Raw genomic sequence first — 20,489 nt, 5'->3', positions numbered from 1 at the left:
GTTTCAGCGCCGCACCCTGCAACGTCAACAGCCGATGGAGCCTTCCATGAACTCTTACGTCCGCTTCGCGCTCGCCAGCCTGTTCGTCCTCGCCATGCATTCGGCAAGCCTTGCCAAGGTCCCCTGCGAAGACACGCTGAAGGATGTCCGCAGCGCCCGATCGGCTGCGACGCTCAGCGCCACGGATGCCGTCAAGGTCGATGAGCTCATCAACAAGGGCATCGATCGCTGCAATGCCGATGATGACGACAGGGCCAACGGGCTCTTCAAGCAGGCCATGACCGCGATGGGCAAGTAAGCGAAACCGGAGCGATCGCCATGCGTCCCCAGTCCCTTGACATGTCCAATATCAACCGCGTTCCCCGCGTCACGGCCGATTTCTGGCTGATCAAGCTTATGGCCGTCACCATGGGCGAAACCGCGGCCGACTATCTCGCGGTCAATCTGGGCCTCGGGCTCACGGCCACGTCGCTGATCATGAGCGTAGTCCTCGTCCTCACGCTCGGTCTGCAATTCGCCCAGAAGCGCTACGTTCCCTGGGCCTACTGGCTGGCAGTGGTGCTGATCAGCATCGTCGGAACGCTGATTACCGACAATCTCACCGACAATCTGGGCGTCCCGCTCGAAACCTCCACCGTCGTCTTCACCATGGCGCTCGTGACCACGTTCGCGCTCTGGTATGCGAGCGAGCGAACGCTGTCGATCCACTCGATCTACACGACCCGGAGGGAAGCCTTCTACTGGCTGGCGATCCTGTTCACCTTCGCGCTGGGAACGGCGGCAGGCGACCTCGTCGCCGAGCGCTTCGAGTTCGGCTATTTCACCACTGCCCTGCTCTTTGCCGCGGTCATCGCCGTCATCGCCTTCGGCTACTATGCCTTCAAGCTCAACGCCGTCGCCGCCTTCTGGCTCGCCTACATCTTCACCCGGCCTGCCGGCGCATCGGTCGGCGACCTCCTGGCGCAGCCGATCGAATATGGCGGCCTCGGCCTTGGCACTGTTGTCACCAGCGTCCTGTTTCTGGCGGTCATCCTGGTCACGGTCACCTACATGATGTTTTCCTACGAACCGGAGGTGGCCGCCACGCCGGAAGGAAGAGCCTTCCGGCAATAATCGTTACCGTGCCTGAGAGACCGACGCCGCCCCCATCCACACGGCTCCGGTCGCTGTCCGCCCGCCCCTCAGGCCGGCTCGAGCGTCGCATGTTCACCCGAACATGCGACGCTCGTCGCGATGCACAGCCCGCGCCGACGCGCAGGCATTCGAACCCGCCGCCGCGCGGCGATCGCGCTGCTAGGCGCGCCCCGTGCATGAAACCGCGCCACTGGCAGCGGCCGGTTCGTGCCGCTTCCTTTCACGCCCCTTCCTTCTCCCGCGAGAGCCCCAGCTGCCAATGCAGCTCCGTCAGCCCGCGCTTCAGCCAGGCGAGCTGGGGTTCCGGCATGGTGCGCAGCATCTCGTAGTCCATGATGCAGACGTTGAAGACCGTGGTCTTCACCTGCGGCCCGTCTTTCAGCTTCAGCAGCACACCCTCGAGTTCCATCATCCGGTTTGCCGCCTGGCGTGCGCCGCGGGCGCGCTCGGCGCTGGTCTCGCCGGCAAAGCCCTTGACGTCGAACAGCGACTGCGCCCGCACGCTCGGGAAAGGAATGCCCGTGAGGCTGTAATAGCGCGCCATCTGCCGGCTGTATTCGTCGCCCGCCTCGCGCTCATGCGCCGTCAGCTTGCCGTCGAGGAACATGCGACCAAGCGTGTAGCCGGCAAAGGGGCTGGCAACATCGGCGTCGCGCCTGCCGGAAAAATGCATGCGCCGGCGCGCCTCCAGCGCCACGGAGCAGACCTCGCGCTCGCTTTCGCCATGCTTGATCTGGCCGCCCGGATAGCGCGCCACATTGGCCTTGCGCGGCCGGCCCGCCCGGCTGGCGCGCTTGATGCGAATGCGCTCTGCCTTGGATGTCATCGTCTCTTCTCCTTTTGCAATCTGCATGTACCCTCGCCCGCTGCATTTGCCTGCGACTGCGGGCGGGATTGAAATTCGTCTGGAAATCAAAGTGCCTGCGCGCCGATCCCGTCGGCACCGGCATTCGCGGGCAAATGGCTCGGCCGCTGCGCCCGTCCACGCCGCCGCTCCTTGCCGGGCTCGCGCTTGTTGACGGCGTGCAGCACCGAGGTGTGGTCGCGCCGAAAGATCCGCCCGAGCGCCGGCAGCGAAAGATCCGGCCGCTCATCGTAAACTGCGGTCATGCAGCGGTGCCGCGGCTCGACCAGCCGCCGCTCGCGGCCGACGCCGATGATCTCCTCAAAGGAGATCCCCGGATAGACGACAAGCACCTCCTCGATAATCGCCCGCACCGGCCGGCGGCTGAACAGGTCGCTGTTTGCCGCCGCCGTCGCGCCGCAGATCATCCGCGCCTGCGAGAGGATGCGCGCTTCGGCATCGGCAAGCGCCAGCTCCAGTTCCTGGATCCGGCTTGCCTGCGCCCGCACCTGAACGGCGACGATGCCGACGAGATCGTCGAGCGTCGCCGGCTTTGCCGCTACGCTCCCCGCGTCGTGCGCCCCGAAGGGCATCGTGTCCGCCACCCCTTCCGCTACCTGTCCTGTCGTAGATTCAGTGCCTTCAGACCGCATGGAAAGCCTCCCTCGAAATGGCTGGATTGAGATTTGCGCGCTCGACGCCTGCCGCGGCCAAACCGCGAAAGGCGTTTGCCGCGGCCGGGGTGTGCGCGACGGCATGATCCGTGCGCCTGTCATCCGCGCCCCTTTCGGCCGCTATGTTCGCAGCTTGCGCCCGCCCGTCAGCGGAAACGCCGTCCCGCCCGGCCTTGGCCGCCGCATGCGCCTGACGGAAGCCTTCGACCAGCGCCCGCACCCGGATGCGGCTTGCCGGCGATCGCTGATCGTCTGCCGGGCGTGGCGTCAGCGCCGCAACCATCTCGCGCTTGCGGGCAAGATCCGCCCGGAGGCCCAGCGCCTCCGCCTTGGCGAGCGCTGCCAGCACCGGCGGCTTGGGGATGGTGCCGAGAAGCACGTTCGGATTGGCGGCATAGTCGCCGCGGATCAGCTTCTGCGTCGCCGCCGAAAGCCCCGAGGCCGGCACACCCGACAGCGCATAGTGGTAGACCGCAACGATCTTCCTCGGCTCGATCGTCGGGGGCATGGTCATGCCGGCCGTCTGCATCGCGTCGAGGCTGCGCAGCACCGCCGCCTCGCTGACGCAGGCCAGCCGCTCAGTGAGCGCGGTAATCTCCCGGCCCAAGGTCGAAAGCCGGGCCTCCGCCGGCGAAATCATCATTTCTGAATAGGTCATTGGTCTCGTTTCCGTTCAGTTGGTTTTCGATTGTCTGCCTGCATTCCCGCTGATGGCGGGCAAAGGCGGTTTCCTGTGGCGGCGCCTGGGGGTGATGGCCGCGACGGGTCTGCCCGCCGCCGCGCAAACCGCGGCCGCCGGCGTTGCGCATCCAGTTTCGCCAGGTGGCGGCCCAATCGAGCTTGGTCGCATCGCGTCCGGACTTGGCGCGCCAGTAGTCGCGGAACTTGTCGAACTCGACGCCTGCCTCGGCCCGGCCGAAACCGAGCCCGGCGGCAAAGCCCCAGTCGGGCTCGAAATCTTCGGGCAGCCGCGTCGCCCAGCCGTTCCCCTTGCGCCGCGAGCCTGCCGCGCCCGGCACGGCTGCGGCCTGAACCGGCCGGTCGGCGTCCCCACCCGGATTCGGGTTGGGAGAGTTAGTTTCTTTAGGGGGTACGGGGGAGCTTTCTTTATCAGAGAGGGTACCGTTCGCCGTCACCGTGACATCGCGTGACGTCACGCGCGCCCGGCGACGCTGCTGCCTTTCGCGGTCACATGCCCGGCGACGCTCGATCTCGGAGACGTGCCCCGCCTCGGCAGCGCGCACGGCAGAAAGGATCATCTCGGGCGACGCGCCCGATTGAACCAGGGCTTCGACGATTGCGGTAATGCGCATTTGCTCAACCCCTCGCCGGCGGGCAGGAATGAAGGCGCCGCGTCTGACCGGAAACAGGGCCCGCCACCTCGCTACGGCGACGAAGCCCGGCCTTGGAACCGGCCTCCGCGCTCGCCAGCCGCGCCGGAGTTCCGCGCATCGGCAAAACCCTGCGCCCTCCCGGCGCCTTCCCTGTCACGTCACCGTCAGCCATGCCGTTTCCCATGCCTTCCCCATTTGGCCGTACCCATTGGCACGGCCATTCGTCGCGCCTGCCGCGCGCCCGCTTCCGATTGTTCTTCCCGTCCCCGCCCGGCTGCCCACCGTCAGGCAGCAACCGGTCGTCTTACAGTCCCGGCACCTCCCGGTGCCGAGACGCCGCCGCCCAAGGAGGGGCACGTCAACGGCCGGAGCACGCGGCCTTGGAGCACCCGGCGCGCGATCCGCGCGCCGGGTGCCGGATGCCGACAGGGCGCACGTCGCCGACCGCGGACCATCATCGGCCCGCGTGGCAAACCCTGCGCCGGCGCGCCGGCATCGATTGGAAAAGCGAGAGGTCGCCGGGGAGGAAACGACGACCTCTCGCCTGGACCACCGCACAGAATGCGGCGATCGATACTGCATGCGCCCCTGGTCGGCATCGGCAGGAAGCGGATCGATGATCCGCCCCATGCTGTTCGCCGGCCCCGGCGGCGCCATGACGGATATTGCAGCGGTTTCTGCTGCTCATTTCCGTTGACATCCTATTCATAGTAGGATTTCTTATTGCCATCAAGAGGAAAATTCCTATTGGACGACAGAAACGGAATCTGGGATGCCAGTGTCATGGACGAATTGCGCCACCTCATCCGGGAAGCAGTCGACGCGAAGAAGACGACCTACAAGGATCTGTCGATCGCGATCGGGAAGAACCATGCCTATATCCAGCAGTTCGTGGAGCGGGAGACGCCGCGAGAACTGCGCGAGCGCGACGCCCGCGCGATCGTCGAGCTGATCCAGGGCGCTGCGACCGGCGGCGAGGCCGCGCCCCGGCGTGCGCCGGGCTTTGCGCCGCAAATCGTGCCGGGCGAACAGCTCGTCGGCCATCGCGATCTGCCGATCTTTGCGGCCGCGCAAGGCGGCGACGGACATGTGATCGTCACCTTCGATGCGGTCGAATACGTGAAGCGCCCGTCCGTGCTCGAGGGCGTCAAGGGCGCCTATGGCATTTACCTGACCGGCAGCTCGATGATCCCGGCCTATGAGCCGGGCGACATGGCCCTCGTCCACCCGCACCTGCCGCCGGCCCGCGACAAGGACGTGGTGCTCTACCATGTGCCGCCTGCCAACGATGCCGAGGCGATCATCAAGCGCCTCGTCTCCTTCAACGACCGCGAATGGACGCTGAGGCAATACAACCCGTTCCTCGAATTTACCGAGAGCCGGGTCGAATGGTCCTTCTGCCACCGGGTCGTCGGCAAATACAGCGCACGCTAGCCCTGCGCCGAGCCGGAAGCATGCGAAGAAAATACCGTTTTAAAAACAAGGACTAAAGCAGCACACTGCCACTTTGCAAAGACGCGACGCTCGGACGGAAAGCATAATCCGGCGCCCGACCCGCGTCGCCGACGCATGTTTTGACAGAAGGCATCGAACTGGGCGCAGGCGTCAATCCGCGTTGCTGCGCACGTCGGCTCCATCCCCTTCGCTCCCGCGACAAATCCCCAACGTCCCTGCCTGACCCTGCGCAAGAAAGGGAGGGCACTTTGCGTCGCTCGCACCAAATGCGGCCAGCCGCCAGGTATCGTCACCCATCACGCGGAGGACGCGCGATCGCGCGCAAGCGGCATCTCTCCGCCCTCCTGCCCACCAAGCCGGACGCCGCCCCTGACCCGGAGCCACGCCTCCCGCCCGCCTCGACGCACCCCTTCAGCCTCAGGCAGCCATCGCCTCCGCAATCTCCGTGGGCAGTTCGCCGATCGTAAAGAGCACCTTGGCCTCTTCGAATTCCCCCGTCGCCAGGTCGCCCGAGCGGCTAAAGGCGATCACCCCAACCTTGGTCGCCGACAGCCTTTCGGCGAGCCGTTGCGCATGCTCGGGCCCGGTCGCCTGCACCGGGTCGTCAGCGAGAAATGCGCCGCGGCTCCCCAGCGTGAAGCTCTGAACGACGAAGTAGGTGATCATCCCATGCTCCTTTTCCGCCACCTGGAATGGCGAGCCCACAGTGGCGCAATCTTCCGAACAAAACAAGAACAAACGGCCCGTCATCGACAACTTGCGTGAGGCGCTTCCTGCCGGCAGTGTTTTTCCTATTGACTTATTGATAGGATTTTTCCTATATTCAGCGCAGAAACACAGCCGGAGGGGCCGACAGGAAACCCGCGAAGGGTGTTCCAGCGTGCACCTCGAACAGACGAGGTGAACGATGTCGGATGCGATCTCCGTGGGCGCCGCAACGGCGATGAGCGCAGCACCCTTTCTCCAGCGCCGAGAGATCATTCTCGCCATGATGACGCTCGGTGCCGGCACCTTCTTCGACGAGACGGACACGACGGGCACCACCTACAAAACGGCAGCCGATTGGCTCCATGTGCATGACGGCGAGCATGTGGAGCGGCTGATCCGCTTCGATCTCGACGCACTTCATGGCGAAGACGTCACCGAGACCGTCGCCGATGCCTGGCTGAACGGCTTTGACCAGAGCCCCGAACAGGAACACAGACTGCCCGCCTTCGTGCGAACGTCGCAGGCCTGGGAACGCTGGTGCGCCGATTTCGGTTTGCGGCGCGCACCGTTCAACCAAATCGCCCACGGCACCCTCAACCACCGCCAGCAGTTCGGAACCAGCCTGCGATGACCGTCACGCTCGACAGATCCGCCCTCTTTGCGGCCATCGAAGCCTTCTGGGAAACCGAAGGCGGCAACGATCGCGGTATCGAGGCGGCGATTTCGGCCTACCTGCAGCGCCAGGGGCTTGCCACCTTCGACGGCATGGCGACGCGCAAGCGCGCCGCACTCGCCGCAGCCACCGCCCGGCCCACGTGACCTCCGCCCGCCGCGACGCCCCCACGCGCCCAATATTGGCAATCTCCATTCATTTGCGAACATGCTAATAAATAAGGAAGGCATCGCGGAGGAGAATCCATGCCACGGCTTGCGCAACTCTATTTCAAGACCGCAATCATCTTCCTGATCATCGGCCTCTGCATGGGCCTGCACATGGCGATCAGCCAGGACCATGCGGCAACACCGGCCCACGCCCATACCAACCTGCTCGGGTGGGTGACGATGGCGATCTTCGGCATCTATTACGCGCTCAACCCGGCCAAGGCCGAGCGGCGTCTGGCCCTCGTCCAGTATTACGTCTACACGTCAGGCGTCGCGGTGCTCGTGCCATCGCTCTACCTGATGACGACAGGCAGGCCGGAGATCGAGCCCATCGTCGCCGTCGCGTCGATCGTCGCCTTCCTTGGCGTGCTGCTGTTCGCCGTGGTGATCTTCAGCAGCGCCGAAGCGGCCACGCGCGCCAGCACCGCTCCATCGCGGTAGGCAGGCCAACTGCCGCAGCCCGGGGCGCCTCGCCTCGCGTCACTTCGATGTCGATTTCAGCACGCGGTGGGTCGCATCATCCAGCGCGTGGCCGGTTTCGACACCGTCCTGCCGAAAGCCGCGCGCCGTGTTGGCGCAAGCCGAGAGCGTAAGCACCGCCAGGCACAGGAGCGTCAACATTGCTTTTGACATGATCGTCTCCGTCATTTCCTCCAATCGGAAATGAAGCGCTGACCGGCAAAGTCAATCGATCGCCTTGAAAACCGTACGGTAGAGCGACCGCAGGGCCGGCCTCCCCGCCATCCGGCCGGGCCACTTTATTTTGGCAACCGTACCAGAATCGCTGAATCCGGCCTTTCCCGCGCCGCCGGATGCACGTTAGCTTCCGTACCGCGCAGTACGTTCTTTCTGGACTGCGCTTCCCCGCACCCCGAGCCATTTTGGGTGCCTGCTTGCCCCGCCCTCGTGCGGGGCTCTTTCTTTTCGCGGGGCCGCCGGGTCGTTATCCCCGCTCACTCGGCCCTCATCTCACTCCACTTTGAACACCGCATCGCCGACAAAGACGATGACATATTGCCCGCCCTCACCCTCGCGCGCCCAGCCCTGCAGCACCTCCGCATAGGGCGTGCGCTTCCAGGCGTCCGGATGATCCGGATCGACGAGAACCGTCACCTGCGGCCCCTGGCGATAGATCATCATATGCGCGTGCGCCGGATCCCACGCTTCGCCGAGCGTCTCGTCCGTGCGCCAAAGACAGAGAAAGTCGCGGCACAGCTGCGGCCGATCCTCGTAGATCCGGCACCCCGTACCCGTGCAGTGCCGACACCAGACATTGGCCGGCTTCTCCAGCGCGTCGATATCCGGCAGGCGGCAGCAGAGCGTGCAGGTGCCGCAGGCGCGCTCGGCAAGCGGGATGGCGCTGAAATCGGAAGATGCGGTCATGCGGCGTGGTCTATCACCGCGGCCGGCCGCAAGGAAACCCGCAAAACATCGAGCCTGCCGCGGCCGCCGACGCCGAGCGATTGCCGGCGTCAGCCTATGCGAGAGAAAGAAGGCGATCGTGATGCGACCGCCCACCCGTTAGCCGATCCGCGGACAGCCGCTGCGGTTGGCCAGATAGATCCGCGCATATTGGCCACGTCGGGTTTCGCCTTCGACGACGATCCGGTTGCGGCTCATCGCGGCAATTTCCGGATCACGCAACCCGGCGCGATAGGCCCGGCGCAACGCCTGGCTGGAACTGCAGCCGCGTGGGCGAACGTAATCTTCGTCGTCATAGCGCCGCTCGCGGCGGAAGTCGTCGCCGTAATAATCCCGGTCGCGCCCGATATAGAGGTCGAGCGATTGCGCCGGCGAAACGGCCGGCATTGCGGTGACCGATCCCGCGGCCACCAGGGCCGCCATCAATAGCTTGCTCATCAAGTTTGTCATGTCTGCCTCCTCCACTCCTGGCGCTTCAGCGCGAACGTGGATGAAGGAGAAACAGGGCAGCGGGCGAAAAGTTTCGTGGAAAAACAACGAAACGCCATCCGCAGGCCCGGGCTCGATGCCGTCGGGCGTCGCCGGCGAGAGGCTTTTTGCACCCGCAGAGACTGTGGCGCCACGGCTCGCTCAACGTGTGCGGGCCGGTGGAAAGGCACCTCCCCGATCCCCATATCCGTGCGATCGTATGGATTGCCACGTCTGTGCTTTTGATTTAGTCCGGGATTATATTATTTATGACAAATGTCGGAATGAGCATGACCGATATCGCTTATCCCTTCCAGAATCGTTCCGATGCCGAGTCGATCACGGATCGAAGCTTCTTCGATCGCATCGCGACCTGGTACGAGACGACCAAGGTTGAGCGGCGTGAGCGCAGAATGAACCATGCGGTCGATCTGCGCTGCGTCAGCCCCCAGGGGCAGACGTCGCTCTATCCCGATGACCTGCCGCTGATCTTTTTGACCCGCAACGATGCCAAGCTGATGCCGGGCTTTCTCGCCCATTACCGCTCCCTCGGTATCACCCGCTTCATCTGTGTCGATGATGCCTCCAGCGACGGCACGCGCGAATTCCTGCTCTGTCAGCCGGATGTAGACCTGTGGGCATCCTCGGTCCGCTACAAGGATGCCCGGCGCGGACGCGCCTGGAGAGAATCGCTATTTGCGCTTTATGGCGGCGAGCGCTGGTATGTGAACGTCGATTCCGACGAGTTCCTGATCTATGACGATTGCGAAAACCGCACGCTCTGGTCCGTCATCCACGCGCTCGAGAGCCTGAAGATCTCGCGCCTGCCGGCGCCGATGCTGGACATGTACCCGGTCGATCTCGGGGCCGCCGACATCGACCAGCTGAAGACCAGCGCCCCTTGGGAGGTCGCCGATCACTTCGACAGCCGCGGCTACACCCTGACGACGACCAAGCGGGCGATCACCATCAAGGGCGGCGCCCGCCACCGCGAATTCGAATCGGACCTCGAACTGATCAAGTATCCGCTGATCTTTTGGGACGAGGACTGTCGCTTCGGCCCCAGCATCCACCAGCCGCTCCCCTACCAGCGCAACTTCTCGTCTATTCTCGGCACGTTGCTGCACTTCAAGTTCTTTGCCGACTACCAGAAGGTCATCAACGACGCGGTGGCCGATGGGCAATATTTCGACGGCTCGGCGGCCTACGCCAAGATGACGGATGCGCTGTCGAGCACCGGCGCGCTGCAACTTTTCTCCGAATCCTCGATGAAGTTCGATGGATCGAAGCAATTGCTGCGGCTCGGCTTCATTACCGCCGTCCCGAAGGCGGCCGACGAAGGCCGTTAAAGCGAGATTGTCGGCCCGCGCTTGCGGTTTCATTGAGCCGGCTGTCGTTGGGGTAAAACCACCTCGCCGCCCCTCACACACGAGTTGCGGATACATGTGCCGGGGCGGTCCCAGCCTCCCCGCGCCACGCTCGGCATGTCTTTTTCAACCGACCCGCGAACCGGCCTGTTGATAAATCGACCAACCGCTCCATTTACAGCTTCGAGGCACTTAACCTGAGGAGAAGCCTTGATGAATCGAAACACCGTCATCGGTATCGTGGTTGTGGTCGTGCTCATTGTACTTGCGGTGATGTTCCTCAAACCGGGGGCGAACCAGCAGGCAACCGAGACAGCACCGGCAACGACGACGACGCAGCCGGCAACAACCACCGAGCAGCCAGCGACGACCCAGCAGCCCGCAACGACAGACCAGTCGGCGACACCGCCTGCGACAACCACGCAGCCGTCGACGACGCAGCCTGCGACGAGCCCGTAATCGCCCGATAGCGCCCGGCGCCGAAAACGCAATCACCCACGGGCGGCGCCCGTGGGTGATCTTTATCCGGATTGCGAAAGCGAGGTGGCGACGGGATGTCGCCCCGTTCGCGAGCTAAGCCCGCGCTATTTCCTCACCACGGCTTGAATATTGGAAGGCATCATCGAATCGATCTTGTGATCGTCGGTGTATTTCCACGTCGTATCGTACTGCTGGGTAATGAAGACGTCGAAGAACCGGGCCGAGCGCGCCATGAGTTCGATGAACGGCCGCGCCAGCGGAAACACGTCGCACTGCAGGAGAATGCGCTGCATCAGGATGCCGATCGTCTCGAACGGCATGCTCGAGCCGCGCAGGTCTTCGATCTCGCTCCAGTCCTTGAACAGCATCTTGAAGGAGAAGGGCGTGAAGTGGAAATAGTTCTCGGGCCCCTCGTGGAAGGAGAACACCGCCGAGGCGGAGATGATCAGCTTGCCGTTCGGCTTCAGGATCCGGCGCATGTCGTCGATCAGCCGCTGCGGATCGGGAACATGCTCGAGCAGGCCGGTACAGAGCACGATGTCGTAGCTTTCGCTCTCGATCGCATCGAGATGGTAATGCGTGTCGACGACGAGATCGGCCTTCTTGCGATCGGACTTCGAGACCAGGAACGAGTTCGGGAAAAACTCAGTATAGTCAACGTCTTCGGTGTGAACGATGATCGTGCGCTTGTTCGAAGCATTTTCCTGGCATAGCCGCACCAGGTTCTTCGTCGAAAGCTTTCCCCCGAAGTAGTTCTTTCGCGAGAGCTTTTGCCAGCGTGTGCGTTTCGCCCGCTGTTCCTTGCCGCTGAGTTCCGGGGAAGTCATTTCCGTCATGGATTACCCGCCTTTGTTTTGTGGCGCTGGCATATCTTATCGGCGGTAAGCATTGCAAGCGCCATGACTGTCAGTACTGGATTGGCGTAGCCGTAGGAGGTGAAGACCGACGCGCCCGCCGCATAGAGGTTGTCGACGCCGTGCACCCGGCCATCGCGATCGATGACGGACATGTCGGCCGAGCGGCCCATGCGCGTCGTGCCCATGAAATGGGAATGAATGCCGGTGATGTCCCAGGGCTTGCCCACCGGCGGCAGCGTCGGGATCAGCTTGCCGATATTGTGGCGCAACAGCAGCCCCGAGAGCTCGTCGAGAAATTCGCGGATCGACGTCTGGTCCTCTTCCGTCAGCGACCAGCGCACCACGCCCTTCGGCAAGCCATGGGGATCGCGCGCCTCGCTCAGCTCCACCCTGTGCTCGGCATTGGGATGCTGGTCGAAGAAACCGCGCACGACAAGGATCGAGCCGCCCGGCCCGAGCAACCCCATCTTGCCGATGACGTTGAAGGCGACCTGGCCGACAACCGCCAGCGCCGAGGTCAGGCGACGACGCAAGGTCGATTGCGGGCGATCGCCACCCTCGCCGGCAGCCACCACGTGCTGCGCATGTTCGAGAAGCTTGAGCCCGATCGATTCAAACCGTGGCGAAAACTGAACATAGTGGTTCAGCTGCTCTCTCTTACGATCCTTGCGCACGCCGACACCGAAGCGCAGCGAGCTGCTACCGCTCTTGTGGTCGCTGAACAGCGGCCCCGCCGTCTTCACCGTCTTAAACAGATGAATACGCCCGACATTCGCTTTCGGATGGGTCGAAAAGAAGCGGCCGATATTGTCGTTTGCCAGAAACTCGCCCTGGCGGCTGTTCAGCATGATGCGCGGGTTTTCAAGCCCGCCGGCGCAAAGCACGAATTCCGGGGCGGAAAGCTCCACGATCCGCCCCTCGCCGATCGCCGCCCGCACTGCGCCGACGCGATCTCCCGCGGCGGTCGGGATCACCTGCAGCACCCGGCAATTATAGACGATGGTGAGATCAGGGTTCTTGCCCGCGAGCGCCTTCAGATAGTCCTGGCCGTTGAAGGCCGGGCGGCTCCACTGGAACCGCTTGACCGAGACCTCGGGGTCGGCGACGAAATCCCGCCAAGGCGCCGCGCCGCCGTCATAGGCGGGCACCCGGTCGATATCGTCGATCGGCTTCAGTTGTAAGAGCTCGATCGCCTGCTGGTAGTACCCGTCGAGTTCCGCCCGCTCCAGCGGCCAGTCGTTGCCCGACGTCAGGTCGACGTCTTCAAGCGGCGCGACGCGCCCGGACCAGAGGTTGGTCGCCCCGCCGATCTGGAATGAAAGCCCGAACGGTTCCTGGTTGGCGATCTCGAAGAAGGGCGAGCTGTCGGAGTTGACGAGGTTGTCGCCGGTTTCAAGCAACGTGACCTTCAAGCCCTCGGCCAGAAGCCGCGTCGCCATGGCGCAGGCCGCAGCCCCCGATCCGACGATCAGCACATCGGAGCCGATCGCCTGCAGCGCCTCGTCGCTGCACGCGCGCGCGTCAATAATATTCCTGGTGTCCGTCATCGCTGCTGCACTTCCACCCGCGGTTTCAGATGCCGGATGTTCCGACTTTGTTACCGTCATAGCTAATTGAGCAAAGCGGGCAAGCGCGCTCGTCGATATAATCAGGGAAAACCCGCCCGTGCGGCCGGCGGAGGGCCGTGGTCACACGTCGGCCCGATCTCGCAGAAAGTCATTTGCCCTTCCCGAAACATAGGAAGCCAGCCCGCGAAGCCTGATTGGTCAGCGGCTGCCGCGCGGCCGGCCGGCCCCGGCACCACCTGTTGGCCAGCCCACCACCCTGTTCCCTTCTGGCTTGCCGGTGCTATGAATTCAGCACCACCCGTGGAGCCCTGAATGCGCGTCGTCTTCCTCTGTTCGCTGCTGCTTCTTTCCTCTTGCATCCCGCACATTCCGGAAGAGGTTCTCGATGCAGGGTGGTGCCGAGACATGGCAGGGGCCAAGGCCAAGGCGACCGGCAAGGGGCGGGAAAACCTTGCTGCGGCAATGATCAGGCATGACTGCGCGGCCAAGCTCGCCGCGCCAGTCCCCCAGTGAGCCGATTGTCCTTGGACCCAACGTTCATCGGCCACCGGTTGCTGCGGGAAAAGAGGCCCGCCGAAGCGGGCCTCAATTGTGTTTGATCATCACCGGGTAGCCGACCGGCATCTGCCAGAGCGAGATGTCGGCGATTTCCGGCTTCTTCATGCCTTCTTCCGGTTCCGCGCCGATGTCGCGCAGCATGCGATCGGAGAGGTGGCTGATCTGGTTGAGCGTTCGCTGACGCCTCCAGACGGCACGGAGGAAAGCACCGACCGTGCGGCGGAAGCCGAACGTTCGAAACAAGTCGTCCATGATCGCCGGCAAGGTGCCGGCGGCGTTCAAGTGCAATTCGCGCATGATTGTTTCCCGCCGCGCAAAGCGGTCGGGCCTTCTAGATTATAGATGCGCGCGGACACGGAAATACGTTCCGGGAGCCGGTCACATCAAGTCAAAATGGAAAATACGAAAAAGCGGAACGTGGGCGGCGCTTATGCGCCAAAGTAACCCATAGCATTGCGGCGTGGTCGTCGTGACGAGCATGCCACTCCACCAGAGGCAAGCATCTGCACAAAATTGATCTTCATCGTATGCCTCCTCTAGTTTGAGTTCCGATTTGGCGAAAATTACACGAGTTTACTTCCCCGGCAAGAGGACAATCTGCAGGCGCAGGATTGAAGGCGCACCTGTTGCATGACGGCAACAGGTGCGCCTTGCGGATGACAAAGCCTCCGCCCGGCCGCACCATGCCCGCAAGCCCAGCCTTTACCAACCCGGCCAAGGAACCATTTCTAACGGCGCCTTGACTATCCCTGGTTGCATGCGAAAGATGTCCGTCGGGACGATTGAACGGAAGCAACGGGGGAACAGAAATGTCGACGGGAAAGTGGAACGGCACGCTCCTTGCGCTCACAGTAGCGGCCACAACCGCAACGGCGGCACCGGCGTCAGCAGAGGCCTACGCGCTTTATCGCGGCATGACGACCACCCTTCCGGCCGGCGCCGTGTCCTGGGTCGCCGCGAACTTCGGCGTCAGCGGCTCGCCGCCGATGCTGACGTTTTTCCACTTCGCCAGCGACGATGCGGCGCGCCTGGCCATGCCGTCGGCCCAATGTATCGTGAAAGTTGATATTGGTGCCGTGGTAAACCCGTCACCCGGCGCGACAGCGCAGATCGGTGACGCCGATATCCAGGTCAATGCGGCGCATGCTGACCAACCGCTTGCGTTTCCGTGGACGGCGACGTTCGACAACAATCCGGCCGGTCACTGGGCAATAGCAAAGACGGTCCTGGTGTCGCCGACCAGCAATGCTGCGGCCAGCCGGGTCGCTGCGGCGGGCTTCAAGAGCCTTGCGACCGCCCCCGGTTCGGGCGTGACCGTCATCAACGGACGCTATCCCAACTGCACCGTCGATTGACTGGGCCTGCTGACCTCGAAAGCATGGCGGCAACGCAAGCCTGACGGCGCTGGCGGTCCGGCCGCACAAGTGGCCTCAAGGTTGTCGCGCCGACCGGTATGCCTCCGATACGCTGCCTTGCGGCCCGCTCTTGAGGAGCCTTGATCCAGCCCGTATGGAACAGGCATCAATTCGGCTCAGACCAGACGGATGTTTTCCATGAATTTCGACGCTCAGGACCTCAACGGCGCCTGCCACTGCAAGACGGTTCGCTTCAATGTTCGGCTAAAGAATGGTCTTCATACGGCCCGCCGCTGCACCTGCTCCTACTGCCAGCTGAAGGGCGCGGTTGCCGTCTCGGCGGCCAAAGACGGTGTGACTGTGCTTGCGGGCGGCGAGGCGCTGACCAAGTATCAGTTCAACACACATGCAGCAGAGCACTTCTTTTGCTCGAAATGCGGCATCTACACCTTTCACAAGCCGCGCTCCAACCCCGATTTCTACGGCGTCAACGCAGCCTGCCTGGAGGGTGTAAGCCCCTTTGATTTTGAAGAATTGCCGGTCAACGACGGCATCAACCATCCGATGGACACCAAGGACTCGACCGGCCCCCGGCTCGCCGGAACCCTGCGCTACTTTCCGGCCAAGTGATTCACGCGCCTTGCAAGACATGGCAGCGACGGCGGCCCAACCGTCGCACGTGTCGAGCGAGACGTTGAGCGCGGCAACAGCAGTATCGTCGCTTGCTTGCCGGAAGACCAATCACGCTGGCGTAGTGCTGTCCTCGCGATCCCATCCGCCGCCCGCCCCGCGGGCCAGCAGGACGCGCCCTCCATTGGGCTCGCAAGATCGAACCGGCTTGTTTTAAGAACGAAAAACGCGCGGCGACATTGGCCCCGGAACCCGAGCGCACGCGATCGTCAACAGTGTAGGAATTCTAATCTAATCAGCGTTTAAGAGAAGTGTTGGTGGGTGATCACGGGCTCGAACCGTGGACCCGCTGATTAAGAGTCAGCTGCTCTACCAACTGAGCTAATCACCCATCCGCGACCGCTGCAGTGTGTCCCGCTGCTGTCGTGAGGGGGCGTATAAAGGCGTTCGGTTTGGTTGTCCAGCGCCTTTGTGAAAATCTTTTGAAAAATTTCATGGGGCTAGCGCACCCCCTGTGGAGAACTTGCCCTCCCTCAGCCAAGCGCGTTACGACCACCTCCGCGCGCCCCTGCAGGTACAGGCCAAAGGGGAAACGCGACGAAAGACCCGTTTGACGCGAGCCGCATGCTCGGCATACTGCAACGAAGCGGGGCACACGAAACGAGCGATGATTGGAGAGGTAATCCCCATGCGCAGCACGATCGCCACAGGAATCCTCGTCGGTATGCTTGCCGGCATCGCCACGGAGGCGAAAGCAGACGTGCCGTTCTTCAACGCCACCTGCCCCGGCCGCATCGAGGTCCACGCCGATCGGGGCGGTCCCGTCTTCATCAATGGCAGCCAGGCACGCCTGAAGCGGTTCAGCAACGACTACTACGAGGCGAGCCAGGGACGAACCACGATCTCGATCAGCGTCAACCGCGATGGTTCGCCCTCAATCAGCTACACGCGCCGGGGCGCCGGCAACGGTGTCTGCCGTGTCGTGTCTGCCGGCGGCAACACACGGCCACGCCGGGAACGCCCGCCGCAATATGACGACACCCAACAGCCCGATCGTATCGACGCCCGAATGATGCCGCGCTTCTGCCAGGGCGAAGCCTCCGCCGCCTTCGGCGTGCGCCCCAATCGCATCACCGTCAACATGGCCTTCCGAAGCGGCCGCTATTATTGGGTGCAGGGCAACTACGATGGCTCCCGCGGCGCCACCTTCTTCAATTGCCGCTTCGACCTCAGGGGCAACTTCATCGACGTGCGCTGAGCCCGGGAACGATTGAAGGCGAGACTTCGGCCGTTTCGACCGCTCCGGCGGAAACGGCTGTGAGTTTCTCATCGCGAGATGCAAATACCCTCTTGAGTGTGATGAGGTCGTGCGCTAAAGCGACGCCATGGATGGGTGATTAGCTCAGTTGGTAGAGCAGCTGACTCTTAATCAGCGGGTCCACGGTTCGAGCCCGTGATCACCCACCAAAACTTCTCTTAAAGCGCTGATTAAGCTGAATTTTCCAAAGCATACATCTATGCCTCAGACGTAGAGTTCGCCGGCTGCGATCTTCACTGCATGGCCACCGATACGGGCATTGCTGATCTCGCCGCCCGCAATGTCGAGATGCAGGTGGATGAAGGACGGCCGCCCCATTTCCACGCCCTGCTCGACGAGCACCGGATGATGGCCGTCGACGAACTGGTCGAAGTAATGGATTGCGCCGGAAAGGGCAGCGACGGCCGAGCCGGTCGCCGGATCCTCGAGGTTGCCGGCACCGGGCCCGAACTTGCGGGCATGGAAGCGCGCCGTGTGGTTCACGCCGCCGCGACAATAGACGTAAGCGGCGGCAAGCCGACCCTCGGCCATCGGCGTCAGTTGTTCCCAGCGCAGCGAATCGAACTCGATCGACGAAGCGGCCGCAACATCATGCACCGGCACCATGACGAACGGTGCGCCCGCGCTCCAGAACGAGGGCACGTGATTCTCGAAACCGATCTGCGAGAGCTTCAGGCTCAGCGCATCTGCGATCGCCTGTCGGTCGAAGCGTGCGTCCAGCCTGACGGATTTGCGCGGCAGGTCGAATTCGGCAAAGCTCGCCTGCCCGGCCTTGAGCCGCACGGCACAGCGCACCGGCCCCACCTTTTCCTCCAGCACCTGGACGAGGTCGATGCCCTCCTCGATCGCGCCATGCTGCGCCTCGGCGATCGCCACGGCCGCGCCGACGGTCGGATGGCCGGCAAAAGGCAATTCCTGGCTGGGTGTGAAGATCCGCAGCTTCGCCGTATGTGCGGCACCGCCGGGCCTGCGAATGAACACCGTCTCCGACAGGTTGAATTCCTGCGCGATTGCCTGCATTGCCCCGTCCTCCAGCCAATCGGCACCGAAGACCACGGCCAGCGGATTGCCCTCCAGTTGCCTGTCGGTGAAGACGTCGTAGATCGCGTAGCTGAGCGCCATTCATGTCCCCTTGCGAATATGCCCGAACTTTGCAGCGTCGGGACGCGGGCGGCAAGGCTTAAAAGCAACCGGTACACAACTCGGCGCGGATCACGTTTTCTTTAGCTCGGGCTCCCGCAGCATGCCTCGCCGTCCAAGCGGCCAAAAGTCTGCCCGGACTCGGCCGGCGCGCGGCCACTGCGGCGCGGCCGTGCAACTACCTGCGCTAAAGCGCACGAATACAAGGAGATGCGGTGCCCCGCTGACTCAAAATCAGAGCGGCTTCTCACGCCGGAACAGCCAGTCGAGGATCGGCGGGATGAAGGGCGGATAGTTGTGCGCCACGGGGTCCGGGCCAAAAACCGCGATCGCTTCGTCGATCTCCGGTTCGGGATCGACGGCGATATGCGCGGCAACGCGCGCAACCAGCGCTGCCGCCTTCTCCGGATAGCGATAGACGCGGATGAGCGTCACGGCGCGGCCCATATGAAGCAGGTGATAACCGGGCTCGACAGTCGCGAGCGAAAGGTCGATGCCGGTTTCTTCCATCGCCTCGCGGCGGATATTGCCGTCGATGTCGCAGCCGCCATCGACGATATCCTCGGGCTCCAGCGAACCGGAGGGGCTGTAGACCCGCCCCGGATTGGCCGTGTGCCCGCCCATGCGCACCAGAACCAGCGCACCGTCGGAGGAAAGGATCGCCGGCATGGCGAAGAGATGGAAAGCACTCTGCGCCCGCGTCTTCCGCCACCAGAGAAAGGTCGAATAGGGCACCACATGCCCCTCGCCCCGCAACCGGCTGTCGTCGATGCGAAGCGCCCTCAGCAGCACCATCCGCCCATCGAAGAGATGCGGATTGGCGGCGATCTCCCGTTGCCAGTTTTCCTGTGCGCGCTCCACCTCCTCCAGGTGAAACGGATGGGCTGCGCCGGCAACGCGGACATCCACCGCATCGATCGGGATGATGGCGCCTTCGGCTGGCCACTCAGCCGTGTTGCTTTCAAGCGCGCTCATGTTCACACATCCAGGGTGATGGCCACGGGGCAATGGTCGGATGCCTTCGGCCGGTCCCAGCCGGTGCGCGGATAACGCTCCACCTCCAGTTCCGGCGGAAAGATCGTGCGGAACGGCTGGCCGCCGCGAATGACCTCGGGCACCTGGTGTGCGTTGCGCTTGGCAAGCGCCGGCGACAGCCAGATATAGTCGAGCTGGCAGAGATGCCGCTCCTGTGGCCCGCGGCTGTGGAACAGCGTCCAGCGGTCCATCACCGGCCGGCGCAGCATCGGGTTTTCGGCAAAGCCGTCATGAGTGAAGACGTCGAGCGAACTCGTCTCCTCCTCATGCGGCACGAACTGGTAGCCGGTACGCCGGTCGCCGAGGATGTTCACCTTCTCCTGGTAGTCGTTCATGTCGCCGCAGATCGCAAACATCTTGTCGGCCGTGTGCCCGCGGCCAAAGCGGCTTTCGATGATGTGGCGCACGGCCGAGGCTTCGGCGACGCGCAGCGGCATCGTCGCCTGCCGGCCGTCGAGCCCTTCGCGCGCCGGCCCCATCGACTTGAAATGCACCACATAAAGCGTCAGCGGCCGCCCGCCGATGCGAAGATCGAGCTCCAGGCAGTCGCGCTTGAAGATCCGGTCGGCCGGCCGGTTGGTGAGCGCTATTTTGTCGTTGAAGAGGTCGAGGTCTTCATAGGTCAGCCCCGCATGGCTCTTCACCTCGAGGCACTCGATCGGCTGGCCGTCGCGCGTCTCCTCGCGCATCAGCACGGCCACATCGATCCCGCGCGAATCATTGCCCTCGATCAGATACTTCTGGCGATAACCGTTGCCGACCATGCGAAAGAGGTAGTTGTACTCGAAGGCCTGCAGCGAGGCCATGTTGTCGGCTTCCTGCAGGCAGAGGATGTCCGCATCGCAATCGGCGATCGCCAGAGCCGACATCTGCCGCGTATCGTCCGTATGCGCAATCGTGCGCGCCTCCTCCAGCCGCTGGTACTCGGCTTCCGTCTTCACGTCGAAGAGCCGCAGCACCCGATCCTGCTTCAGCTGGTTGCGAAATCCGGAAAAATCGAAGCGGCTCAAAAGGTTTTCGATATTGAAGGTAGCAAGGCGAAGCGACATTTATCAATTCCGTGGCATGAAATGTGGGGAGCTTAAGCAATTCCAGGAAAAGTGTGAAACGGTTTTCCGTTCGGAATTGCGGCAATACAAAAAGCAATTCCAGGAAAAGTGCGAAGCGGTTTTCCGTTCGGAATTGCGGCAATACAAAAAGCAATTCCAGGAAAAGTGCGAAGCGGTTTTCCGTTCGGAATTGCGGCAATACAAAAAGCAA

At 63.2% G+C, this 20,489-nt stretch carries 26 protein-coding genes and 2 tRNA genes; 13 read left to right on the top strand and 15 right to left on the bottom strand.

Translation table 11 applies throughout. The features are described from left to right. Positions 1-46 precede the first annotated feature (46 nt). Both OKW20_RS11725 and OKW20_RS11720 read left to right on the top strand, forming a co-directional pair. Positions 47-298 (top strand): hypothetical protein, encoded by a 252-nt coding sequence (locus OKW20_RS11725; RefSeq protein ID WP_429113757.1) that lies wholly within the window; start codon positions 47-49, stop codon positions 296-298. Positions 299-318: 20 nt separating this feature from the next. After that, positions 319-1,113, top strand: coding sequence for a COG4705 family protein (locus OKW20_RS11720; RefSeq protein WP_429172382.1), 795 nt, complete (start codon positions 319-321; stop codon positions 1,111-1,113). A gap of 241 nt (positions 1,114-1,354) precedes the next feature. On the opposite strand, the gene OKW20_RS11715 is transcribed toward OKW20_RS11720, so the two are convergent. The 4 genes from OKW20_RS11715 to OKW20_RS11700 form a co-directional block, all read right to left on the bottom strand. Next, positions 1,355-1,960 (bottom strand): hypothetical protein, encoded by a 606-nt coding sequence (locus tag OKW20_RS11715; protein WP_429172380.1) that lies wholly within the window; start codon positions 1,958-1,960, stop codon positions 1,355-1,357. 86 nt (positions 1,961-2,046) lie between these two features. Then, a complete protein-coding gene (locus tag OKW20_RS11710) occupies positions 2,047-2,631 on the bottom strand; it encodes a helix-turn-helix domain-containing protein (RefSeq protein WP_429172378.1) in 585 nt (194 codons plus the stop codon). After that, positions 2,621-3,310 (bottom strand): hypothetical protein, encoded by a 690-nt coding sequence (locus OKW20_RS11705; protein WP_429172376.1) that lies wholly within the window; start codon positions 3,308-3,310, stop codon positions 2,621-2,623. The genes OKW20_RS11710 and OKW20_RS11705 overlap by 11 nt, the downstream gene beginning before the upstream one ends. Next, the gene (locus OKW20_RS11700; RefSeq protein WP_429172374.1) at positions 3,231-3,965 is read right to left on the bottom strand and encodes a hypothetical protein; all 735 of its coding nucleotides are present in this window, start codon (positions 3,963-3,965) and stop codon (positions 3,231-3,233) included. Before OKW20_RS11700 ends, OKW20_RS11705 begins: the two co-directional genes overlap by 80 nt. 804 nt (positions 3,966-4,769) lie before the next feature. Here OKW20_RS11700 and OKW20_RS11695 point away from each other — a divergent pair. Next, entirely contained in the window at positions 4,770-5,420 is a 651-nt protein-coding gene (locus OKW20_RS11695; RefSeq protein ID WP_082006225.1) for a S24 family peptidase, read from the top strand. A gap of 438 nt (positions 5,421-5,858) precedes the next feature. Here OKW20_RS11695 and OKW20_RS11690 read toward each other — a convergent pair whose 3' ends face one another. Then, positions 5,859-6,107 (bottom strand): hypothetical protein, encoded by a 249-nt coding sequence (locus OKW20_RS11690; RefSeq protein ID WP_043626254.1) that lies wholly within the window; start codon positions 6,105-6,107, stop codon positions 5,859-5,861. Positions 6,108-6,348: 241 nt separating this feature from the next. Here OKW20_RS11690 and OKW20_RS11685 point away from each other — a divergent pair, with 241 nt between their 5' ends. From OKW20_RS11685 to OKW20_RS11675, 3 genes are all read left to right on the top strand, one after another. Beyond that, a complete protein-coding gene (locus OKW20_RS11685; RefSeq protein ID WP_429172371.1) occupies positions 6,349-6,780 on the top strand; it encodes a hypothetical protein in 432 nt (143 codons plus the stop codon). Next, positions 6,777-6,968 (top strand): hypothetical protein, encoded by a 192-nt coding sequence (locus tag OKW20_RS11680; RefSeq protein WP_429113742.1) that lies wholly within the window; start codon positions 6,777-6,779, stop codon positions 6,966-6,968. Before OKW20_RS11685 ends, OKW20_RS11680 begins: the two co-directional genes overlap by 4 nt. Before the next feature lie 99 nt (positions 6,969-7,067). Further along, positions 7,068-7,472, top strand: coding sequence for a hypothetical protein (locus tag OKW20_RS11675; RefSeq protein WP_429172369.1), 405 nt, complete (start codon positions 7,068-7,070; stop codon positions 7,470-7,472). A 39-nt stretch (positions 7,473-7,511) separates the two neighbouring features. Here OKW20_RS11675 and OKW20_RS11670 read toward each other — a convergent pair whose 3' ends face one another. From OKW20_RS11670 to OKW20_RS11660, 3 genes are all read right to left on the bottom strand, one after another. After that, complete coding sequence (locus OKW20_RS11670) at positions 7,512-7,664, bottom strand: hypothetical protein (protein WP_043626273.1); 153 nt, start codon at positions 7,662-7,664, stop codon at positions 7,512-7,514. A 336-nt stretch (positions 7,665-8,000) separates the two neighbouring features. Continuing rightward, a complete protein-coding gene (locus OKW20_RS11665; protein ID WP_429172368.1) occupies positions 8,001-8,414 on the bottom strand; it encodes a YkgJ family cysteine cluster protein in 414 nt (137 codons plus the stop codon). Positions 8,415-8,552: 138 nt separating this feature from the next. After that, positions 8,553-8,903: a hypothetical protein gene (locus tag OKW20_RS11660; RefSeq protein WP_052202121.1), complete on the bottom strand. Its 351-nt coding sequence runs from the start codon at positions 8,901-8,903 to the stop codon at positions 8,553-8,555. Positions 8,904-9,286: 383 nt separating this feature from the next. Between OKW20_RS11660 and OKW20_RS11655 the strand changes: the two genes are divergently transcribed. Together OKW20_RS11655 and OKW20_RS11650 are read left to right on the top strand one after the other, a co-directional pair. Further along, positions 9,287-10,270, top strand: a complete 984-nt coding sequence (locus OKW20_RS11655) for a glycosyltransferase family 2 protein (protein WP_429173418.1) — start codon at positions 9,287-9,289, stop codon at positions 10,268-10,270. A gap of 231 nt (positions 10,271-10,501) precedes the next feature. Further along, on the top strand, positions 10,502-10,747 hold the full coding sequence (locus tag OKW20_RS11650; protein ID WP_043626248.1) for a hypothetical protein: 246 nt from the start codon (positions 10,502-10,504) through the stop codon (positions 10,745-10,747). Between the two features lie 125 nt (positions 10,748-10,872). On the opposite strand, the gene OKW20_RS11645 is transcribed toward OKW20_RS11650, so the two are convergent. Both OKW20_RS11645 and OKW20_RS11640 read right to left on the bottom strand, forming a co-directional pair. Further along, the gene (locus tag OKW20_RS11645) at positions 10,873-11,604 is read right to left on the bottom strand and encodes a class I SAM-dependent methyltransferase (protein WP_051659275.1); all 732 of its coding nucleotides are present in this window, start codon (positions 11,602-11,604) and stop codon (positions 10,873-10,875) included. Continuing rightward, positions 11,601-13,172: a GMC oxidoreductase gene (locus OKW20_RS11640; RefSeq protein ID WP_429172365.1), complete on the bottom strand. Its 1,572-nt coding sequence runs from the start codon at positions 13,170-13,172 to the stop codon at positions 11,601-11,603. Before OKW20_RS11640 ends, OKW20_RS11645 begins: the two co-directional genes overlap by 4 nt. Positions 13,173-13,505: 333 nt before the next feature. On the opposite strand from OKW20_RS11640, the gene OKW20_RS11635 reads away from it, so the two are divergent. Then, on the top strand, positions 13,506-13,706 hold the full coding sequence (locus OKW20_RS11635; RefSeq protein ID WP_429172363.1) for a hypothetical protein: 201 nt from the start codon (positions 13,506-13,508) through the stop codon (positions 13,704-13,706). Positions 13,707-13,778: 72 nt separating this feature from the next. Here OKW20_RS11635 and OKW20_RS11630 read toward each other — a convergent pair whose 3' ends face one another. Continuing rightward, a complete protein-coding gene (locus OKW20_RS11630; protein ID WP_429172362.1) occupies positions 13,779-14,048 on the bottom strand; it encodes a DUF1127 domain-containing protein in 270 nt (89 codons plus the stop codon). Between the two features lie 512 nt (positions 14,049-14,560). Between OKW20_RS11630 and OKW20_RS11625 the strand changes: the two genes are divergently transcribed. Together OKW20_RS11625 and OKW20_RS11620 are read left to right on the top strand one after the other, a co-directional pair. Then, a complete protein-coding gene (locus OKW20_RS11625; RefSeq protein WP_429172360.1) occupies positions 14,561-15,106 on the top strand; it encodes a hypothetical protein in 546 nt (181 codons plus the stop codon). Positions 15,107-15,304: 198 nt separating this feature from the next. Further along, positions 15,305-15,736, top strand: a complete 432-nt coding sequence (locus tag OKW20_RS11620; RefSeq protein WP_429172358.1) for a GFA family protein — start codon at positions 15,305-15,307, stop codon at positions 15,734-15,736. 315 nt (positions 15,737-16,051) lie between these two features. Here OKW20_RS11620 and OKW20_RS11615 read toward each other — a convergent pair. Then, positions 16,052-16,127 (bottom strand) — tRNA-Lys (locus OKW20_RS11615). 297 nt (positions 16,128-16,424) lie between these two features. Between OKW20_RS11615 and OKW20_RS11610 the strand changes: the two genes are divergently transcribed. Further along, positions 16,425-16,994 carry a hypothetical protein gene (locus OKW20_RS11610; RefSeq protein WP_429172356.1) on the top strand — a complete coding sequence of 190 codons (570 nt, stop codon included), beginning with the start codon at positions 16,425-16,427 and terminating at the stop codon, positions 16,992-16,994. Between the two features lie 133 nt (positions 16,995-17,127). Next, positions 17,128-17,203 (top strand) — tRNA-Lys (locus OKW20_RS11605). Between the two features lie 55 nt (positions 17,204-17,258). On the opposite strand, the gene OKW20_RS11600 is transcribed toward OKW20_RS11605, so the two are convergent. The 3 genes from OKW20_RS11600 to OKW20_RS11590 all read right to left on the bottom strand — a co-directional run bounded on the left by OKW20_RS11600 (position 17,259) and on the right by OKW20_RS11590 (position 20,278). Beyond that, a complete protein-coding gene (locus OKW20_RS11600; RefSeq protein WP_429172354.1) occupies positions 17,259-18,176 on the bottom strand; it encodes a PhzF family phenazine biosynthesis protein in 918 nt (305 codons plus the stop codon). 252 nt (positions 18,177-18,428) lie between these two features. Further along, positions 18,429-19,169 carry an NUDIX hydrolase gene (locus OKW20_RS11595; RefSeq protein WP_429172352.1) on the bottom strand — a complete coding sequence of 247 codons (741 nt, stop codon included), beginning with the start codon at positions 19,167-19,169 and terminating at the stop codon, positions 18,429-18,431. A gap of 2 nt (positions 19,170-19,171) precedes the next feature. Continuing rightward, on the bottom strand, positions 19,172-20,278 hold the full coding sequence (locus OKW20_RS11590) for an endonuclease/exonuclease/phosphatase family protein (RefSeq protein WP_429172351.1): 1,107 nt from the start codon (positions 20,276-20,278) through the stop codon (positions 19,172-19,174). Positions 20,279-20,489 lie beyond the last annotated feature (211 nt).

The sequence above is a fragment of the Ensifer sp. LBL genome, assembly GCF_050435225.1.
Lineage (GTDB): Bacteria > Pseudomonadota > Alphaproteobacteria > Rhizobiales > Rhizobiaceae > Ensifer.
Note: the sequence above shows the minus strand (reverse complement) of the source record. Positions and strands in the feature narration are given on the sequence as shown.

What these genes read in the sequence shown, in the direction of transcription:
- OKW20_RS11725 (WP_429113757.1), top strand. Translation starts at nt 47, where the DNA reads ATGAACTCTTACGTCCGCTTCGCGCTCGCCAGCCTGTTCGTCCTCGCC.
- OKW20_RS11720 (WP_429172382.1), top strand. Translation starts at nt 319, where the DNA reads ATGCGTCCCCAGTCCCTTGACATGTCCAATATCAACCGCGTTCCCCGC.
- OKW20_RS11715 (WP_429172380.1), bottom strand. Translation starts at nt 1,960, where the DNA reads ATGACATCCAAGGCAGAGCGCATTCGCATCAAGCGCGCCAGCCGGGCG.
- OKW20_RS11710 (WP_429172378.1), bottom strand. Translation starts at nt 2,631, where the DNA reads ATGCGGTCTGAAGGCACTGAATCTACGACAGGACAGGTAGCGGAAGGG.
- OKW20_RS11705 (WP_429172376.1), bottom strand. Translation starts at nt 3,310, where the DNA reads ATGACCTATTCAGAAATGATGATTTCGCCGGCGGAGGCCCGGCTTTCG.
- OKW20_RS11700 (WP_429172374.1), bottom strand. Translation starts at nt 3,965, where the DNA reads ATGCGCATTACCGCAATCGTCGAAGCCCTGGTTCAATCGGGCGCGTCG.
- OKW20_RS11695 (WP_082006225.1), top strand. Translation starts at nt 4,770, where the DNA reads ATGGACGAATTGCGCCACCTCATCCGGGAAGCAGTCGACGCGAAGAAG.
- OKW20_RS11690 (WP_043626254.1), bottom strand. Translation starts at nt 6,107, where the DNA reads ATGATCACCTACTTCGTCGTTCAGAGCTTCACGCTGGGGAGCCGCGGC.
- OKW20_RS11685 (WP_429172371.1), top strand. Translation starts at nt 6,349, where the DNA reads ATGTCGGATGCGATCTCCGTGGGCGCCGCAACGGCGATGAGCGCAGCA.
- OKW20_RS11680 (WP_429113742.1), top strand. Translation starts at nt 6,777, where the DNA reads ATGACCGTCACGCTCGACAGATCCGCCCTCTTTGCGGCCATCGAAGCC.
- OKW20_RS11675 (WP_429172369.1), top strand. Translation starts at nt 7,068, where the DNA reads ATGCCACGGCTTGCGCAACTCTATTTCAAGACCGCAATCATCTTCCTG.
- OKW20_RS11670 (WP_043626273.1), bottom strand. Translation starts at nt 7,664, where the DNA reads ATGTCAAAAGCAATGTTGACGCTCCTGTGCCTGGCGGTGCTTACGCTC.
- OKW20_RS11665 (WP_429172368.1), bottom strand. Translation starts at nt 8,414, where the DNA reads ATGACCGCATCTTCCGATTTCAGCGCCATCCCGCTTGCCGAGCGCGCC.
- OKW20_RS11660 (WP_052202121.1), bottom strand. Translation starts at nt 8,903, where the DNA reads ATGACAAACTTGATGAGCAAGCTATTGATGGCGGCCCTGGTGGCCGCG.
- OKW20_RS11650 (WP_043626248.1), top strand. Translation starts at nt 10,502, where the DNA reads ATGAATCGAAACACCGTCATCGGTATCGTGGTTGTGGTCGTGCTCATT.
- OKW20_RS11645 (WP_051659275.1), bottom strand. Translation starts at nt 11,604, where the DNA reads ATGACGGAAATGACTTCCCCGGAACTCAGCGGCAAGGAACAGCGGGCG.
- OKW20_RS11640 (WP_429172365.1), bottom strand. Translation starts at nt 13,172, where the DNA reads ATGACGGACACCAGGAATATTATTGACGCGCGCGCGTGCAGCGACGAG.
- OKW20_RS11635 (WP_429172363.1), top strand. Translation starts at nt 13,506, where the DNA reads ATGCGCGTCGTCTTCCTCTGTTCGCTGCTGCTTCTTTCCTCTTGCATC.
- OKW20_RS11630 (WP_429172362.1), bottom strand. Translation starts at nt 14,048, where the DNA reads ATGCGCGAATTGCACTTGAACGCCGCCGGCACCTTGCCGGCGATCATG.
- OKW20_RS11625 (WP_429172360.1), top strand. Translation starts at nt 14,561, where the DNA reads ATGTCGACGGGAAAGTGGAACGGCACGCTCCTTGCGCTCACAGTAGCG.
- OKW20_RS11620 (WP_429172358.1), top strand. Translation starts at nt 15,305, where the DNA reads ATGAATTTCGACGCTCAGGACCTCAACGGCGCCTGCCACTGCAAGACG.
- OKW20_RS11610 (WP_429172356.1), top strand. Translation starts at nt 16,425, where the DNA reads ATGCGCAGCACGATCGCCACAGGAATCCTCGTCGGTATGCTTGCCGGC.
- OKW20_RS11600 (WP_429172354.1), bottom strand. Translation starts at nt 18,176, where the DNA reads ATGGCGCTCAGCTACGCGATCTACGACGTCTTCACCGACAGGCAACTG.
- OKW20_RS11595 (WP_429172352.1), bottom strand. Translation starts at nt 19,169, where the DNA reads ATGAGCGCGCTTGAAAGCAACACGGCTGAGTGGCCAGCCGAAGGCGCC.
- OKW20_RS11590 (WP_429172351.1), bottom strand. Translation starts at nt 20,278, where the DNA reads ATGTCGCTTCGCCTTGCTACCTTCAATATCGAAAACCTTTTGAGCCGC.